Consider the following 16,508-nt stretch of genomic DNA (forward strand, 5'->3'; position numbering starts at 1 on the left):
ACTCATTTCTTAGAGACTTAGTACAATAATTTGCTTAAATATTTTTTGGGTAAAAATATTCATTAAAATAATATTTTCATATTGAACTTAACGTAATGACTTCAAAATTGTGTTTTGTTCAGTTACCATACTATCATAATCAGTTTCAATTATTTTATTAATAAATACTCTTTCCCTATCAACTTGAAGCGGGTATACATTAACTTTCTCGTGTTTTTTGAAATCATTTACTTGTATAGGTTCTTCAAAAGATCTAATTATATCCATTGCAGATAAGACCTCCCCTTCCCATTGATTTATTATTGCTCTCGACTCCGACATCTTAAACCCTTCCTCATGTGAAATCATTGTTGCATTTATATACTTTGACTTTATTAACCGGCTAAATGAAGATGAATCGGTCACATAAACATCATTAATTTTCCCTGGAATTGAATGGGGAAGATTATTCATAATAACAGGGATTATTTCATAATTACCCAGCTCAAAACCAAAGTATTCTTTGAATATTTCTGGATATATCTTAAGACCTTTAACAAGCCTCTTGACTTGATAAGTGGTTTCAAAAAGAAATTTTTTCCTCTGATAGGCTCTAGTAACGGATCCAGAAGATAAATTAGTATTCTTGCATTCTAGAACAAATAACTTATCATCTAATAAAAATACAGCGTCATATTCATACTCTTCTTTATCTCGAGTAAATTTAAATTTTTTAAAATTTAAGCCATGCTCTTCAAGAGTACTTATTATATCCTTTTCAAATCCATATCCTTTTGCCGTAAGATCTGCTTCTTCAGAGGCAAATTTTGATAGTATGATGTTACTAATTAAAGGGGATGTATAAGCAGGAGTGAATAATACATATGTATCATCCTCAACTTTAATTAATGGCGAGTCATAAATATCTCGACTTTTCATACTAAATGTAAGCTTATCAATAAATGTTTTCGCACTACTCTCTGACAAACCTCCAAGACGCAGAATGCCTACAAGAGCACTGTGACTATAATGTATTTTTTTCTTTTTATTTTTGGCAATATAAGTAATAACAGAATATCCCCTAACCCACTCACGGATGGTGAGCCCTAGAACTACAGTATTAACATCATTACTCGAAATTACATCAAAGAGAGAAACCAAGGCAGGTAATTCTTCAAGGATTACCATCCTATGGTCAATTTTTCCAGGCCACTCTGTAATATCTTTAAGTAAATTTCCCTCAAGATTATGCTTAGCGACTCCTTCCCAAAAATTCTGGCTAATTTTTCTTGAAAGTCTTTCATTGGAGATCACATCATACCTCTCAAGACTATCAATTGTTCTATCAAAAACTACAACTGATTCAATCCCCTCTCTCTTGTAATCTTCTGGAATTTCCTTTGACTCCATCATTAATAATTCATTATCAAAATAGATACAGCTTTTTGTACATGTGAGAAGTTCATTCCAAATGAGAGCATAGTAAAAAACAGGGATTGCTTTTTTTATATCCTCTTCAACCATTACAATATTTTCCGGCAAGACAATTACGTCCCCTTTGCAGAGTTTATTCTCATAGGAAAACATTTTTAACGTAAGAGTCAAATAGTTCACTATTTTATCTAATGCTGAATCAGGAGAGAACGACTTTCCTTCATCATTTTTAATATTCCGAGCATTTATAGTAAGCATTGAATCTTTGAAATCAAAGCTTTGTATATTTTTATCTATCAAATCCTGGAGAAAATACCCCTCATCCAGAGCATGGCTAATTACGGACCAACATTGTTCCCGTACCGATTTTTTCATGATCTCTAAATTATGTAACCCATCCTTGATGCCATCAAGTAGATTTTCAGAAATTTGACATATTGTTAATACTTTTTTCGTCAAATCTATTATTTCCTGACTACTACAATTTTTAATAATTGATTCTAAAAAACCATTTCTTTTCTCTCTTTTATCAAAATCATGCATTTGGAAATTTTTAAAATTTTTAACTTGATACTCAAGAAAGCTATGTAACCCTCCTTCATTTTCAGTCGAGCTTAATGCACTGACTAATCGTTTGGTTTTGTAATTAACGCAATCCTTAGCTAATTCTTTAAAATTTATATTTGACATTGAAAAGGTTCCTTTTAAATTGAATCCACCATATTTAAAACTGTCAGACTTCATAAAAAATGACAGCAAGTAAAAAAACACGCATAAAACAAACGGCTTATGCGATATTAAAATTAATAACATAGCAAATCAATAAAAGATAAAACTACTGTTATTTTGCATTTAGATAAATTATTTTAAATCGCATTATTGATTTATAAAATATGAAATAAATTTCAACTACCATAAAGAGTAGTAAATTACTTTTTTAAGAGTCCCGCGCTTTACCTCCCTGACCCTCAGCGCTACAATGCCCGCCCTTAAAGTGGGGGATCTCCCCTTACCGCTGCACCTGGTGCATGCGGATCTGACCTGTCATCAGAACGAGAACAAACATGTTTAAACCGGAACTCCTTTCCCCGGCGGGAACGCTGCAAAATATGCGTTACGCTTTCGCCTATGGTGCCGACGCCGTTTACGCGGGCCAGCCTCGCTACTCGCTGCGCGTGCGTAACAACGAATTCAACCACGAGAACCTGCAGCTCGGCATCAACGAAGCGCATGCCCTTGGCAAAAAATTCTACGTGGTGGTCAACATCGCGCCGCACAACGCCAAGCTGAAGACGTTCATCCGTGACCTGAAGCCGGTGGTGGATATGGGTCCGGACGCGCTGATCATGTCGGACCCGGGTTTAATCATGCTGGTTCGGGAGAACTTCCCGGAGATGGATATTCACCTCTCGGTACAGGCTAACGCCGTCAACTGGGCGACGGTGAAGTTCTGGAAGCAGATGGGGCTGACCCGCGTTATCCTGTCTCGCGAATTGTCCCTTGAAGAGATCGAAGAGATCCGCACTCAGGTGCCGGATATGGAGATCGAAATCTTCGTTCACGGCGCGCTGTGCATGGCCTACTCCGGCCGCTGCCTGCTTTCCGGCTATATCAACAAGCGCGACCCGAACCAGGGTACCTGCACCAACGCCTGCCGCTGGGAATACAACGTCCAGGAAGGCAAAGAGGATGACATCGGCAACATTGTCCACAAACATGAGCCGATCCCGGTGACCAACGTTGAGCCGACGCTGGGCATCGGCGCACCAACCGACAGCGTGTTTATGATTGAAGAAGCCAAACGTCCGGGCGAGTACATGACCGCCTTTGAAGACGAACACGGCACCTACATCATGAACTCGAAAGATCTGCGCGCTATCGCCCACGTTGAACGCCTGACCCAGATGGGTGTGCACTCCCTCAAGATCGAAGGCCGCACCAAATCCTACTACTACTGCGCGCGTACCGCGCAGGTCTACCGCAAGGCCATCGACGATGCGGCAGCCGGTAAACCGTTCGATACCAGCCTGCTGGAAACCCTGGAGGGTCTGGCGCACCGCGGCTATACCGAAGGCTTCCTGCGTCGTCACACTCACGATGACTACCAGAACTATGAGCACGGCTACTCCGTTTCCGAGCGTCAGCAGTTTGTCGGTGACTTCACCGGCGAGCGTAAGGGCGCACTGGCGGCCGTGGCGGTGAAAAATAAGTTCACCAAAGGCGACAGCCTGGAGCTGATGACCCCGCAGGGCAATATGAACTTCACGCTGGAGCATCTGGAAAACGGTAAAGGCGAAGCGATTGAGGTTGCCCCGGGTGACGGTCATACCGTCTGGCTGCCGGTTCCGGAAGAGGTGGAGCTGAAATTCGCGCTGCTGATGCGTAATTTCAACGGTGAAAGCACCCGAAACCCACACGGTAAATAGTTAATCAGGGGAATTTTTTCACGGTGGGATAATTCTTAGAATCGGATCACATACCGCTTCGTTCAATACGGGTATTATCCCCCCGCTGAAAAACATAACCCATAAATGCTAGCTGTACCAGGAACCACCTCCTTAGCCTGCGTAATCTCCCTTACGCGGGCTTATTTTTTGCCTTTCATCCTGTTCTTACCCGCTTTTTGCCGCTCTGCTATACACTCTTACTAACGCTAAAAAAGGGAGCAGCGCGGATGGCAACCTATCCAGACAGTTTATTGATTCTCAATGGCAAAAGTGCAGGCAACGATCTGTTGCGTCAGGCAATTCAGGGGTTGCGTGACGATGGCGCACGTATCCACGTGCGGGTAACCTGGGAAAAGGGCGACGCGGCACGCTATATCCATGAAGGCTTAACGTTAGGCGTCAGCACTATTATTTCCGGCGGCGGCGACGGCACCATCAATGAGATCGCCTCTGCGCTTATCGACCTTCCCCCGGCTGACCGCCCGGTGATGGGCATCTTACCGCTCGGCACCGCCAATGATTTCGCCACCAGCGCCGGGATCCCGGAAGATTTAGAGAAAGCACTCCAGCTGGCCATCCTTGGCAAAGCCACCGCGGTGGATATTGCCCAGGTGAATGACAAAACCTGCTTTATTAATATGGCGACGGGCGGATTTGGCACGCGCATCACCAGCGAAACGCCGGAAAAGCTGAAGGCGGCGCTGGGCGGCGTGTCTTATCTGATCCACGGTCTGATGCGCATGGATACCCTTAAGCCAGACCGCTGCGAAATTCATGGCGAGGATTTTCACTGGCAGGGAGATGCGCTGGTGATTGGGATTGGCAATGGCCGTCAGGCAGGCGGCGGACAGCAGCTCTGCCCAGAGGCGCTGATCAATGACGGTCAGCTCCAGCTACGTATTTTCACAGGTGACGGCCTGCTGCCCGCGCTGTTTACCACGCTGACGCAGCCCGAAGAGAGCCCGAATATTATTGCCGGGAAATCGGCATGGTTTGAGGTGAATGCCCCGCACGGGATGACCTTTAATCTCGACGGCGAACCGCTGAGCGGGACGCAGTTCCGCATTGAGGTATTGCCCGGCGCGCTGCAGTGCAGATTGCCGCCGGACTGTGTGCTTTTGCGCTGATTGTATTGCCGGGTGGCGGCTACGCCTTACCCGGCCTACGTTTCGTCCTCAGATCAGGCAATCGTTACTTTGCTGTCCAGATAGACGTCCTGAACCGCATTGATCAGCTTCACGCCGTCGGCCATCGATTTCTTAAACGCCTTACGGCCCAGGATCAGCCCCATGCCGCCCGCGCGTTTGTTAATAACCGCTGTACGCACCGCATCTGACAGGTCAGTGTCGCCCCCTGCAGCCCCGCCGGAGTTGATCAGCCCCGCGCGGCCCATATAGCAGTTCGCCAGCTGGTAGCGCACCAGGTCGATTGGGTTTTCGCTGGTCAGCTTGCTGTAGACGCGATCGTCGGTATAGCCGAAGTTGACCGCTTTATAGCCACCGTTATTCTCGGCCATTTTCTGCTTCACAATATCCGCGCCGATGGTCGCGGCCAGATGGTTCGCCTGCCCGGTCAGGTCAGCGGAGACGTGGTAATCTACCCCGTCTTTTTTGAACGCTGAGTTACGCAGGTACGCCCACAGCACGGTGACCATACCCAGCTCGTGCGCACGCTCAAACGCCGCAGAGATCTCTTCAATCTGACGGCGGGACTGTTCAGAGCCAAAGTAAATCGTCGCGCCAACGGCCACCGCCCCCATATTGAACGCCTGCTCGACGCTGGCGTAGAGGGTCTGGTCATATTCGGTTGGGTAGCTGAGGGTTTCGTTGTGGTTCAACTTCACGAGGAACGGAATGCGGTGGGCATAGCGACGCGAGACGGAGGCCAGCACGCCGTAGGTGGACGCCACGCAGTTACAGCCCGCTTCTATCGCCAGTTCAACGATGTTCTTCGGATCGAAATAGAGCGGATTCGCGGCAAAGGAGGCACCCGCCGAGTGTTCAACGCCCTGGTCTACCGGCAGAATAGAGAGATAGCCGGTGCCACCCAGTCGTCCGGTATTATAGAGCGTTTGCATATTTCGCAGAACCGCTGGCGGACGGTTGTTATCCACCATCACCCGGTCAACATAGTCATGACCAGGCAGGTAAAGCTGGTCGGCTGGAATGGTCATACAACGATGCTGTAAAAGGCTGTCGGCGTCTTTGCCAAGCAACTGCGCAATATCAGTCATGTGATACTCCCGTAAATCCGACATCGTGTCGGTGTGTGTTTATCCCGTCCCATTTTTTATGGGCAGACTAAGCCTGGTACCGACTTAACCGATTTTCCACCCTTTGCATTTTTTTTCAGCACAATCTGCTGGCTCGATTCGTGTACAACAAAACTGTTACATTGATCAAACAATCGCCACAAAGGTATTTAAAAGGTATTATTGAGTGGTATGTTAAAGGCGTACCCTCACTGACATGCAGGATTAAAAAATGAAAACGAAAGTCCAACTGTCATTCATGATGTTCGTTGAATGGTTTATCTGGGGCGCCTGGTTTGTGCCATTGTGGCTGTGGCTGAGTAAAAGCGGGTTTACCGCCGGGGAAATCGGCTGGTCTTATGCCTGTACCGCCATTGCCGCTATCCTCTCGCCTATTCTGGTCGGCTCGCTGACGGACCGCTTCTTCGCCGCCCAGAAAGTGCTGGCGGTACTGATGTTTGCCGGTGCCATTCTGATGTACTTCGCCGCGCAGCAAACCCAGTTCAGCACCTTCTTCCCGCTGCTGCTGGCTTACTCCCTGACCTATATGCCCACCATCGCACTGACCAACAGTATCGCCTTCGCCAACGTGGGCGATGTCGAGGCCGATTTCCCGCGCATCCGCGTGATGGGAACGATCGGCTGGATCGCCTCCGGGCTGGCGTGCGGATTCCTGCCGCAAATGCTGGGCTATAGCGACATCTCGGATACCAATATTCCGCTGCTGATGACGGCAGCCAGCTCCGCCCTGCTCGGTGTCTTTGCCCTGTTCCTGCCAGACACGCCGCCGAAGAGTACCGGCAAGCTGGATTTCAAAGTGATGCTGGGTCTGGATGCCCTTATCCTGCTGCGTGATAAAAACTTTCTGGTGTTCTTCTTCTGCTCATTTTTATTCGCCATGCCGCTGGCCTTCTATTACATCTTCGCCAACGGCTATCTCACCGAAGTGGGAATGAAAAACGCCACCGGCTGGATGACGCTCGGTCAGTTCTCCGAAATCTTCTTTATGCTGGCCCTGCCGTTCTTCACCAAACGCTTTGGTATTAAGAAGGTCTTACTGCTGGGCCTGATTACGGCCGCCATTCGCTATGGATTCTTCGTTTACGGCGGCGCGGAACAGTACTTCACCTATGCCCTGCTGTTCCTCGGTATTCTGCTGCATGGCGTGAGCTACGACTTCTACTACGTCACCGCGTATATCTACGTGGATAAAAAAGCGCCGGCGCATATGCGCACCGCCGCGCAAGGCCTGATTACGCTGTGCTGTCAGGGTTTTGGTAGCCTGCTGGGTTACCGCCTGGGCGGCGTGATGATGGAAAAAATGTTCGCCTACAAAGAGCCGGTGAATGGGCTGACCTTCAACTGGGCCGGAATGTGGACATTTGGTGGGATCATGATTGCCGTGATCGCCGTGCTGTTTATGCTGTTTTTCCGCGAATCGGACAAAGAGATCACTGCAATTGAGGTGGTTGATGGCGATGCCGCGCTGACACAAGGGGAAGTTAAATGAAGCAAAACCGTATTCTCGGTGCCCTTTACGGGCAGGCATTAGGCGATGCGATGGGCATGCCGTCAGAGCTGTGGCCGAGAAAGCGCGTTAAGGCGCACTTCGGCTGGATCGACCGCTTTTTACCCGGCCCGGCAGAGAATAATGCAGCCTGTTATTTCAGGCAGGCCGAGTTCACCGATGATACCTCGATGGCGCTGTGTCTGGCGGATGCGATTATCGAATGCGACGGACACATTGATGCGGATGTTATCGGCAAACATATCCTGAACTGGGCGCTCGATTTCGACGCGTTTAATAAGAACGTACTCGGCCCGACATCGAAAATCGCGCTAAACGCGATCCGTGACGGGAAACCGGTCAGTGAACTGGAAAACAACGGCGTGACCAACGGGGCGGCGATGCGAGCCTCCCCGTTGGGCTGCCTGCTCCCGGCCACGCGTCTGGAACATTTTGTGGAGCAGGTGGCACTGGCCTCCAGCCCGACCCATAAATCGGATCTTGCCATCGCCGGTGCGGTGGTGATTGCCTGGGCGGTTTCCCGCGCCATCGACGGGGAACGCTGGCAGAACATCGTCGATGCCCTGCCGGGTATCGCCCGCTATGCGCAGGAGGCGAAAACGACCACCTTCAGTGCATCGCTGGCAGCGCGTATTGAGCTGGCGCTTAAGACAGTGCGGGAAGCTAACGGCATCGACTCCGCCAGCGAGCAGATTTATCAGCTCACGGGCGCGGGAACCAGCACCATTGAATCCGTTCCGGCGGCCATTGCGATGGTGGAACTGGCGGGAACCGACCCGAACCGCTGCGCGGTCCTGTGCGCCAACCTGGGCGGCGACACCGACACCATTGGCGCGATGGCAACGGCCATCTGCGGGGCGTTGCATGGCGTGCAGGCGATTGATCCGGCGCTTAAGGCCGAGCTCGACGCCGTCAACCAGCTCGATTTCGGCCACTATTGCGAAAAACTGCTGCACTACCGGGAGCAAAGGGAGGGCGTATGAACTCGTTTGCCCGACGTCTCGAAACCTTGCATGCCACACGCCCGGTGACGGTGCTGGGCGCGGCGGTGATTGACGTCATCGCCGACGCCTACGCCCTGCCCTGGCGCGGGTGCGATATCGAGCTTAAACAGCAGGGTGTGAATATCGGCGGCTGCGCGCTGAACATTGCCATCGCCCTGAAACGACTCGGCATTGCGGCACAAAACGCCCTTCCCGTCGGCCACGGCGTGTGGGCGGATATTATCCGCAACGCGATGGCAAAACAGGATCTGCACAGCGCCGTGGAGGCCGAAACCGGCGACAACGGCTGGTGCCTGGCGCTGGTAGAGCCTGACGGCGAGCGCACCTTTATGTCGTTTAGCGGGGTGGAGAACCAGTGGCAGCCGGGCTGGCTTGATACGCTGTCTGTACCATCACACAGCCTGGTTTATTTGTCCGGATATCAGCTGGCCTCACCGTGCGGTGAGCTGCTGACGAGCTGGCTGGAAGGGTTACATGAGGTGACGGCATTGATCGATTTCGGCCCGCGCATCGGGGATATTCCAGACCCCCTTATGGCGCGGATTATGGCCTGCAGGCCGATCGTGTCGCTTAATCGTCAGGAGGCAGAAATTGCGGCAGAAAGACTGGGGGTGAAGCCTGAAAACCTCGGCGTGGAATGGCAGCGGCGTTTCGGCGCCGCGCTGATTGTCCGTCATGATAAAGACGGCGCAGCCTGGTATGACGGCGATGCTTCAGGCGTTGTTCCGGCGTTTCCGGCCACAGTCGTGGATACCATTGGCGCAGGCGACAGCCATGCGGGCGGCACGCTCGCCGGGCTGGCGGCAGGATGGTCACTGGCAGATGCCATTCTGTTGGGGAATGCCGTGGCGTCCTGGGTGGTCAGCCACCGCGGCGGTGATTGCGCTCCCACTCGCGAGGAACTACTCCTCGCACACAAAGACGTATAGATCGCTACGACAGTAGCTGATGCTGTACTCAATCGGCCGGTGTTGCTGGTCAAGCGCAACCTGCTTGATCACCAGCACCGGTATTTTTTCGTCCATCTTGATGTGCGCCTGAAACTCGCTGTCCGGCATACGGGCGCTCACCCGTGAACGGGTACGCTGCGGGAAAATATTCTGACTGCGGAAGTAATCGTACAGCGAAATACCAATCGCATCCGGATCGGGAATTAACCCGACCGGCACCCAGGACTCTTCAATCGACACCGCGTCGTCGTCAACATAGCGAATGCGTTTCAGCATGAACACCTCGCTTTCAGGCTCAAGCGACAGCTGGCTGGCCACCTCTTCCGGGCATTTTACCACCCGTTTATTGACCCACAGCGTGTTGGGCGTTTTACCGCGCAGCACCACCTGCTGAGAAAAACCGCGCGCCTCTTTCAGCGAATATTCGAAGATGTTGTGGATTTGCGTTCCGTAACCCCGGGCACGCGTTACAACCCCCTCGGCTTCCAGCGCCTGCATCGCTTTGCGCACGGTGATGCGCGACACGCCGGTTAACTGGCTCAGATCGCGTTCGCCGGGCAGAATATTCCCGTGCTCCAGCACCCCGCTGCGCACCGCGTTTTTTACCGTTTCGGCAAATTTCAGGTACAGCGGTGTGTTATCGGCCGCGGCGATCCGTTCATTCAGTTGAGCGATTAATCGGGTATGCGCTTGTTCCATCTCTGTTTTCTCAGACGTGGTGTTTCCTGCCAGTATACTGGCTTACCACCATGCATGAAAATGATGAACCGGCCCAATACCGTGACCGACTTCCAGAGTATCGGCTTTTGCCAGCGCCGCCGAGAGCCAGGTCTTCGCTTCGCGTACCGTATCGGCCCAGTTGTCATGCCGTGGACGCAGCGCCGCCAGCGCGGCAGAGAGCGTACAGCCCGTGCCGTGGGTATTTTTTGTCTGTACGCGCGGGGCGGTAAAACGCACTTCTCCGTCGCGGGTAAAGAGCCAGTCAGGGCTTTCAGCATCATCCAGGTGCCCACCTTTCATCAGCACCGCGCCACACCCCATCGCCAGCAGCGCGTTTCCCTGCGCTTTCATTTCACGTTCAGTTTGCGCATGCGATGTGCCTAACAGCGCGGCGGCCTCCGGCAGATTAGGGGTAATGAGCGCCACCTGCGGCAGCAATTTCCAGCGCAACGTCTCAACCGCGGAAGCGGAAAGCAGCGGATCGCCACTTTTTGCCAGCATCACGGTGTCCAGCACCACGTTTTGCACCTGATAACGCTTCAGTCGTTCTGCCACCGCTTCAACAATGTCCGTTTCGGCCAGCATGCCGATTTTGGTGGTATCAATGCGCACGTCGCTGAACACCGAATCAAGCTGCGCGGCAACAAAATCCGGTTCGATTCGGTAAACCGACTGCACGCCGCGCGTATTTTGCGCCACCAGCGCGGTAATCACTGAACAGCCGTACGCGCCGAGGGCCGAGAAGGTTTTCAGGTCAGCCTGGATACCCGCGCCGCCGCTGGGGTCGGTACCGGCAATGGTCAGGGCGTTAATCCGTTTCATGCCTGGTCCTCCAGCGTATAGAGCGCATCAAGGAACGCGCTGGCAAAACTGCCTGGCTCGCGAGCGTGCGCAACGCCAACCGTTCCGGCACGCTTCATCCATCCGCAGGCGGCGGCAACGTTATCCAGCCTGTCGCCCGGCAGCGAACAGCAGGCCGCGACGACGGCGGAGAGCGCACAGCCCGTACCCACCACGCGGGTCATCAGCGGGTCGCCGCCCGCAACCGTTCGGGTGCGCTGTCCGTCAGTGATGTAATCTATTTCCCCCGTCACCGCCACAATGGTATTAGTCTGACGGGCCAGCGCCTGTGCAGCTGGCACCGCGCTGACCGCGGTATCGGTGGTATCAACGCCGCGCCCACCGGCGCTCATTCCGGCAAGGGCAAGGATTTCGGAGGCATTGCCGCGAATGGCGGCCGGTTTAAGGGCAAGAATTTGGTGGCAAAAGCGGGTGCGGAACGTCAGCGCGCCCACGGCCACCGGGTCCAGCGTCCAGGGCTTTCCTGCCGCCACCGCGCTTTCAATCGCCCGCCGCATCGACTGGGCGCGCGGCGAGGTCAACGTGCCGACGTTAATCAGCAGGGCATCGGCAATCCCGGCAAACTGCTCAGCTTCTTCGGCCTCAATCACCATCGCAGGGGATGCGCCAAGCGCCAGCAACACGTTAGCCGTGAAGGTCTGTACGACATCGTTGGTCATGCAATGGGTAAGCGGAGAACGGGTACGGAAATGATGTAAAACGTGTAAATCGAGCAGGTCAGGCTGCATGGGTTCGCTCCTGCCTTGCGTGAAGAAGCGATGACCGGTGAGGCATCTGACTTCCCTACGCTGGCATTATCCAGATCAGGTAATACGGGTATTTCTCAGCCTTCACAATGAAGGGCACCCCGAGTCAAAATACTTTTAAAACAATGAGTTAATTAACGCTTATTGCTGTTGTTTAGTGTAACCGCGGCGGCGTGCCAGGCGCAAGGGGTTTCGATTTATCGCGGTACTCATCACAACAGAGACCGGGAAAGGAATCACCTGTTCATCTTCGTTTATTACTCTGTCAGAGCAGATCGGCGGTGAGTAAAGAAGCAACGTAAAACAAAGGCGTCGCCTGTCGCCTTTTTATTTGCAGACCATACGGATTATGACGTCAGGAAATTCAGGACGTTATTCCTGACGTCATTCGTTTACCCTAATTGCCATGCTCCGGCATCGATAAGCGAAGCGGCCCCGGTCCACGCGAACAACGCCAGTTCGCGACACTCTGCATCAGGGTAAATACGGCTGCTCAGGCACGCCTCCCCTTCATTGACAAACACTTCTACGGATGAATTGTCAAAGAACAAGCGCAGGTTTAGCGTGTCGTTCATATCAAGCGCAACGCTTCGGGTACCACAGAGGCCATACTGCGGATAGTGACGCTCCAGCACCAGGCGCTGCATCTGCGCATCAACATAGACGCGTAAGCCATCTCCAAAACGAATGCCGTATTGCTCTGCACCGCTGTTGGCGCAATCCCACTTCAGCATGACCTCCATCGCGTCGCAGTGTTCCACCAGAGTAATCTGCTGGTTTTTAAGAGTACTTACTGGCCAGGGGAACCACTCTCCCCGGAGGCCTTCGACCTCTCTGGCCGGTCGCATCTGCAGGCGGTTATCCGCACTCAGCGTCAGTTCGCGCGGTAAAGAGAGCATGCCAGCCCATCCATCTTCCTGCTCCGGCAGTGGGGATTCCCACATGTCCAGCCAGCCGATAACGATGCGGCGGCCATCAGGGGTCAGGAAACTTTGTGGCGCATAGAAATCATGTCCGCGATCCATCTCCACAAACTCACCTTCTCGCACAAAAGGCTGACCAGGCTGCCACTCGCCCAACAGATAGCCACTCTGAAATAGATTACGATTTTTGTATCCTTCAGCCACCACTCCCTGAGGTGAAAACATCAGTACGCGCTTGCCATTGAGAGTGAAAAAGTCAGGGCATTCCCACATATACCCCATCTCTTTTTCTGCCACCGCAAGCACGCCCATATCCTGCCACGCGTGCAGATCTTCAGAGCGATACACGCGCACCTGACCCGTTTCGCCGTCCCGCGCACCGACGACCATGTACCAGCTCTCCCCCTCACGCCACACTTTCGGGTCACGGAAGTGATGCAGGCCAGGCGGCGTGTCAACAACCATGCCTTCCCGGCTAAAATGAATACCATCACGGCTGGTCGCCAGACACTGCACCTGGTAGAGATTTGCCTCATCACTAGGATCGCCGTGGAATTTATGTCCGGTGTAAATCAGCGCAAGCGTATCGCCATCCACCACTGCCGATCCGGAAAAACAGCCATCCTTGTCTTCTGCTCCTTCTGGCGCCAGTGCAACCGGGAGATGTTCCCAGTGAACTAAATCCTTGCTGCGCGCATGGCCCCAGTGCATCGGGCCCCACTGGGTCGAATACGGATGATGTTGATAAAAGGCGTGATACCAGCCATCAAACCAGACCAGGCCATTAGGGTCGTTCATCCAGCCAGCGCGTGCAGCGAGGTGGTAACGCGGATACCAGCGCAGGTTAAGCCCCTCGCGTCTGGACTGAAGTTCCTGCTCTGCTTTCGTAATGGAATACGTCATTGCTCTACTCTTTCGATCAGATAGTGGAAGGTTGCGGCATGAGCGGGTCAGAAGAGGACTTACCCGAGCGCAAAAGGAAGATGGAGATAAACGTGGTGCTGAACACTAACAGCCCCATAATCAGATAAGACTGGGCAAAACCGTATTTCTCATAGCTGTAACCTGCCAGCGGCGACAGGACTGAGGCAATTACCGAGCTTGTACAGGCGAAGCCCACCAGATAAAGGGTGGAAGAGAGCCGCTTATCAAAATGTAAACTGTTGTATTTAAAGATTGAGACCAGCAAAACAGGCAGTTCTACTGCGTGCAATAGTTTGGTTATGGAGATCAATACCGGCCCCTCAACCAGACCCGATGCCACCATACGCATCGCCATCACCATTCCCGCGAAAATCAGGCCATTCTTCGCGCCGAGGCGATTCACCAGCCAGGGGGCGCAGAACATCCCCGCCGCTTCAAGGAAAACCTGGAAGGAGTTGAGGTAGCCGTACATGGCGTTCCCTTCCTGCAACGTCGGGAACTGGGAGGAGAAATAGACCGGAAACTGCTGGTCGTAAACGCCGTAAATACAGGTCCCGATTACGAAAAACACCAGCGCCCAGAAGCGTGGCAGCGTCAGCAGGCGCAGCGCGTCTTCCAGCGTGACCTTGCCGCCGGAGACCGCTTCCTGCATGGCGTGCGGTGCGGAAGAGACCCTGAGACGCGCCAGCAAAATAAAAAACACCAGTCCTGCGCAGCTCGCGACAGCGAAATTCAGCTTCGGATCGATGTTAAACAAGAGTCCCGCAAAAAAGGTCGCCACTGCCCAGCCAAGCGATCCCCACATCCTCGCTTTGCCGAATTCAAACTGGCTTTGGCGTGCCACGCGCTCGGTATAGGATTCCAGTACCCCTATCCCGCCGTTAAACGTCAAACCGATAAAAACCCCGCCGAAAATACTGCCGAGTAAAACGTTAATCTGCAGCAGATAACCAAACAGCAAAAACGCCGGACCCGAAAGAATGAGCAGACTGGTCAAAAACCAGAGCAGGTTTTTTCGCAGACCGAGCTTGTCCTGAATGAATCCATAGCAGATTTGAGCAAACAGCGCAGAGACTGAAAGCACGGCATAGATAATGCCGGTATCCCCTGCCTTTAAGCCCACTTCCTGGTGGAGCCAGATAGAAAGCAACGAGCCGGAAGACGACCAGGTCACAAAAAAGAAAAACAGTAATGCGCTCAATAAAGGGTAGCTGTGAGAGTGATGCGTTTTCATCATGACATTCTCATGTTGGAGTAATGGCGCAATGGTAACGTTAACATAATTTTATTCTCATGCTGTTTGACTAAGATTTATGATGTTAATCACGAAAGTTAACGTTAACATTGAAGGAGTGCGATCGCGATCAAATATTCATCTGTGATCGCTGCACGACACTACCCCAGAACAGGATTTCCTTTTACATCATTTACTTAGTTGTATATTCTCTCTTACAGATCATTGACGGAGTAAGAAAATGGCTTCCCTGAAGGACGTCGCAAAGCTGGCGAACGTGTCTCTGATGACTGTATCACGTGCGCTTAACAGCCCGGAGCGCCTAAAACCGGAAACGCTGGCGCGCGTACATCGGGCCATCGAGCAGACCAACTATGTGCCCGATCTGTCCGCCAAGAAGATACGTGGTGCACATGCCTCACCTAAAACCATCGGCGTGCTGGCCCTTGATACGGTGACGACACCTTTCTCGGTGGAGATTACGCTGTCCATTGAAGAGACCGCCAGGATGCACGGCTGGAACAGCTTCGTGATGAATATGTTTAGCGATGATAACCCGGACGCCATTGTCGACCTTCTCCTGTCTCATCGGCCTGACGGGATTATTTACACCACCATGGGGCTACGTCAGGTTCCTCTCCCGGCTAAGTTGCTTACCCTACCCTGTGTGTTGGCCAACTGCGAAAGTGACGGTGAACGGGTAGCCAGCTATATTCCAGATGACGAACTGGGGCAGTACACCGCCGTGCGCGCGTTGCTTGCGGAGGGCTATCAACAACCACTCTGCCTGCATTTGCCTGCGGGCCACCTGGCCACAACCCGACGCCGTCAGGGGCTGGAACGCGCATGCCTTGAAGCGGGAATCGACCCGGATAGCCTGGAGCACAACTATATGGCGCCCGGCGATGAGCACTATCGTGACATTCCCTCAGTGTTGCTGGCGCGCATCCAGAATGGTGTCCCACGGTTCGACGCCGTGATCTGCGGCAACGACCGCATCGCGTTGATGGTCTATCAGACGCTACTGGCGCAAGGGCTTCGCATTCCCGAGGATGTCGCGGTTATCGGCTACGACAATATGGTCGGCATTGGGGAACTCTTCCTCCCTCCGCTCTCTACGGTTCAGTTGCCGCATTATGAAATTGGTCGCCTGAGCGCCCTGCATATTATTAACGGTGAGCAACACCTGGAAACCACACGTGTTGAAAGTCCATATTTAAAGCGTGATTCCGTTGCGCATGCATCCTGACCGCAGCTTTTTGCACAGGTCGCAGAAATAAGCTTGCAAAGGAGGCGGCTTACCTCCTTTTCATCAAGCGAATCGCACAATTTGCCACACTCTTTTTTATGATTTTACAATCAGGGCGTAAAGTACGTAACAGGCTGTTTTTATTTACCATAAAGTGTAATTTCCTCTCCTTAAACGGGGATAAACCCGCCCCTGTAACCCATGTCACAAAACAGTAAACAAATTAACCATTGAGCCCCGTGGCAAAAGGCTCTATAT

At 52.4% G+C, this 16,508-nt stretch carries 13 protein-coding genes and 1 riboswitch; of the genes, 6 read left to right on the forward strand and 7 right to left on the reverse strand.

From position 1 onward, the window contains the following. Positions 1 to 87: 87 nt before the first annotated feature. A complete protein-coding gene (locus tag ACOTY9_RS05600) occupies positions 88 to 2,103 on the reverse strand; it encodes a hypothetical protein (protein WP_348565384.1) in 2,016 nt (671 codons plus the stop codon). A gap of 374 nt (positions 2,104 to 2,477) precedes the next feature. Between ACOTY9_RS05600 and yegQ the strand changes: the two genes are divergently transcribed. After that, positions 2,478 to 3,839: a tRNA 5-hydroxyuridine modification protein YegQ gene (yegQ, locus tag ACOTY9_RS05605; RefSeq protein ID WP_008500866.1), complete on the forward strand. Its 1,362-nt coding sequence runs from the start codon at positions 2,478 to 2,480 to the stop codon at positions 3,837 to 3,839. 248 nt (positions 3,840 to 4,087) lie between these two features. Then, on the forward strand, positions 4,088 to 4,987 hold the full coding sequence (gene yegS / locus ACOTY9_RS05610; protein WP_023330892.1) for a lipid kinase YegS: 900 nt from the start codon (positions 4,088 to 4,090) through the stop codon (positions 4,985 to 4,987). A gap of 53 nt (positions 4,988 to 5,040) precedes the next feature. Here yegS and fbaB read toward each other — a convergent pair whose 3' ends face one another. Next, positions 5,041 to 6,093: a class I fructose-bisphosphate aldolase gene (gene fbaB, locus ACOTY9_RS05615; protein ID WP_014170857.1), complete on the reverse strand. Its 1,053-nt coding sequence runs from the start codon at positions 6,091 to 6,093 to the stop codon at positions 5,041 to 5,043. Between the two features lie 250 nt (positions 6,094 to 6,343). Here fbaB and ACOTY9_RS05620 point away from each other — a divergent pair, with 250 nt between their 5' ends. The 3 genes from ACOTY9_RS05620 to ACOTY9_RS05630 are packed head-to-tail and all read left to right on the forward strand — an operon-like array spanning position 6,344 to position 9,572. Beyond that, positions 6,344 to 7,621, forward strand: a complete 1,278-nt coding sequence (locus ACOTY9_RS05620) for a nucleoside permease (RefSeq protein WP_014884524.1) — start codon at positions 6,344 to 6,346, stop codon at positions 7,619 to 7,621. Further along, entirely contained in the window at positions 7,618 to 8,622 is a 1,005-nt protein-coding gene (locus ACOTY9_RS05625; RefSeq protein WP_032636046.1) for an ADP-ribosylglycohydrolase family protein, read from the forward strand. The genes ACOTY9_RS05620 and ACOTY9_RS05625 overlap by 4 nt, the downstream gene beginning before the upstream one ends. Further along, positions 8,619 to 9,572 carry a PfkB family carbohydrate kinase gene (locus tag ACOTY9_RS05630; RefSeq protein WP_032636045.1) on the forward strand — a complete coding sequence of 318 codons (954 nt, stop codon included), beginning with the start codon at positions 8,619 to 8,621 and terminating at the stop codon, positions 9,570 to 9,572. Before ACOTY9_RS05625 ends, ACOTY9_RS05630 begins: the two co-directional genes overlap by 4 nt. On the opposite strand, the gene ACOTY9_RS05635 is transcribed toward ACOTY9_RS05630, so the two are convergent. From ACOTY9_RS05635 to ACOTY9_RS05655, 5 genes are all read right to left on the reverse strand, one after another. Beyond that, complete coding sequence (locus ACOTY9_RS05635) at positions 9,546 to 10,292, reverse strand: GntR family transcriptional regulator (RefSeq protein WP_023330895.1); 747 nt, start codon at positions 10,290 to 10,292, stop codon at positions 9,546 to 9,548. The two genes, ACOTY9_RS05630 and ACOTY9_RS05635, sit on opposite strands and share 27 nt — an antisense overlap. A gap of 42 nt (positions 10,293 to 10,334) precedes the next feature. Continuing rightward, positions 10,335 to 11,135: a bifunctional hydroxymethylpyrimidine kinase/phosphomethylpyrimidine kinase gene (thiD, locus tag ACOTY9_RS05640; RefSeq protein ID WP_032636044.1), complete on the reverse strand. Its 801-nt coding sequence runs from the start codon at positions 11,133 to 11,135 to the stop codon at positions 10,335 to 10,337. Then, positions 11,132 to 11,902 carry a hydroxyethylthiazole kinase gene (gene thiM, locus ACOTY9_RS05645; RefSeq protein WP_348565383.1) on the reverse strand — a complete coding sequence of 257 codons (771 nt, stop codon included), beginning with the start codon at positions 11,900 to 11,902 and terminating at the stop codon, positions 11,132 to 11,134. The genes thiD and thiM overlap by 4 nt, the downstream gene beginning before the upstream one ends. A 35-nt stretch (positions 11,903 to 11,937) precedes the next feature. Next, positions 11,938 to 12,034, reverse strand: a riboswitch (TPP riboswitch). Between the two features lie 278 nt (positions 12,035 to 12,312). Next, entirely contained in the window at positions 12,313 to 13,746 is a 1,434-nt protein-coding gene (locus tag ACOTY9_RS05650; RefSeq protein ID WP_333108772.1) for a glycoside hydrolase family 32 protein, read from the reverse strand. Positions 13,747 to 13,762: 16 nt separating this feature from the next. Continuing rightward, on the reverse strand, positions 13,763 to 15,004 hold the full coding sequence (locus ACOTY9_RS05655) for an MFS transporter (RefSeq protein ID WP_014884531.1): 1,242 nt from the start codon (positions 15,002 to 15,004) through the stop codon (positions 13,763 to 13,765). 238 nt (positions 15,005 to 15,242) lie between these two features. Between ACOTY9_RS05655 and ACOTY9_RS05660 the strand changes: the two genes are divergently transcribed. Beyond that, positions 15,243 to 16,250 carry a LacI family DNA-binding transcriptional regulator gene (locus tag ACOTY9_RS05660; protein WP_014884532.1) on the forward strand — a complete coding sequence of 336 codons (1,008 nt, stop codon included), beginning with the start codon at positions 15,243 to 15,245 and terminating at the stop codon, positions 16,248 to 16,250. Positions 16,251 to 16,508: the final 258 nt, after the last annotated feature.

It is taken from the genome of Enterobacter cloacae complex sp. SHL012, from assembly GCF_049237505.1.
Taxonomy (GTDB): domain Bacteria; phylum Pseudomonadota; class Gammaproteobacteria; order Enterobacterales; family Enterobacteriaceae; genus Enterobacter; species Enterobacter kobei.

Excerpts from the sequence above, each read along its gene's own strand:
- ACOTY9_RS05600 (WP_348565384.1), bottom strand. The coding sequence starts at position 2,103 with ATGTCAAATATAAATTTTAAAGAATTAGCTAAGGATTGCGTTAATTAC.
- yegQ (WP_008500866.1), top strand. The coding sequence starts at position 2,478 with ATGTTTAAACCGGAACTCCTTTCCCCGGCGGGAACGCTGCAAAATATG.
- yegS (WP_023330892.1), top strand. The coding sequence starts at position 4,088 with ATGGCAACCTATCCAGACAGTTTATTGATTCTCAATGGCAAAAGTGCA.
- fbaB (WP_014170857.1), bottom strand. The coding sequence starts at position 6,093 with ATGACTGATATTGCGCAGTTGCTTGGCAAAGACGCCGACAGCCTTTTA.
- ACOTY9_RS05620 (WP_014884524.1), top strand. The coding sequence starts at position 6,344 with ATGAAAACGAAAGTCCAACTGTCATTCATGATGTTCGTTGAATGGTTT.
- ACOTY9_RS05625 (WP_032636046.1), top strand. The coding sequence starts at position 7,618 with ATGAAGCAAAACCGTATTCTCGGTGCCCTTTACGGGCAGGCATTAGGC.
- ACOTY9_RS05630 (WP_032636045.1), top strand. The coding sequence starts at position 8,619 with ATGAACTCGTTTGCCCGACGTCTCGAAACCTTGCATGCCACACGCCCG.
- ACOTY9_RS05635 (WP_023330895.1), bottom strand. The coding sequence starts at position 10,292 with ATGGAACAAGCGCATACCCGATTAATCGCTCAACTGAATGAACGGATC.
- thiD (WP_032636044.1), bottom strand. The coding sequence starts at position 11,135 with ATGAAACGGATTAACGCCCTGACCATTGCCGGTACCGACCCCAGCGGC.
- thiM (WP_348565383.1), bottom strand. The coding sequence starts at position 11,902 with ATGCAGCCTGACCTGCTCGATTTACACGTTTTACATCATTTCCGTACC.
- ACOTY9_RS05650 (WP_333108772.1), bottom strand. The coding sequence starts at position 13,746 with ATGACGTATTCCATTACGAAAGCAGAGCAGGAACTTCAGTCCAGACGC.
- ACOTY9_RS05655 (WP_014884531.1), bottom strand. The coding sequence starts at position 15,004 with ATGATGAAAACGCATCACTCTCACAGCTACCCTTTATTGAGCGCATTA.
- ACOTY9_RS05660 (WP_014884532.1), top strand. The coding sequence starts at position 15,243 with ATGGCTTCCCTGAAGGACGTCGCAAAGCTGGCGAACGTGTCTCTGATG.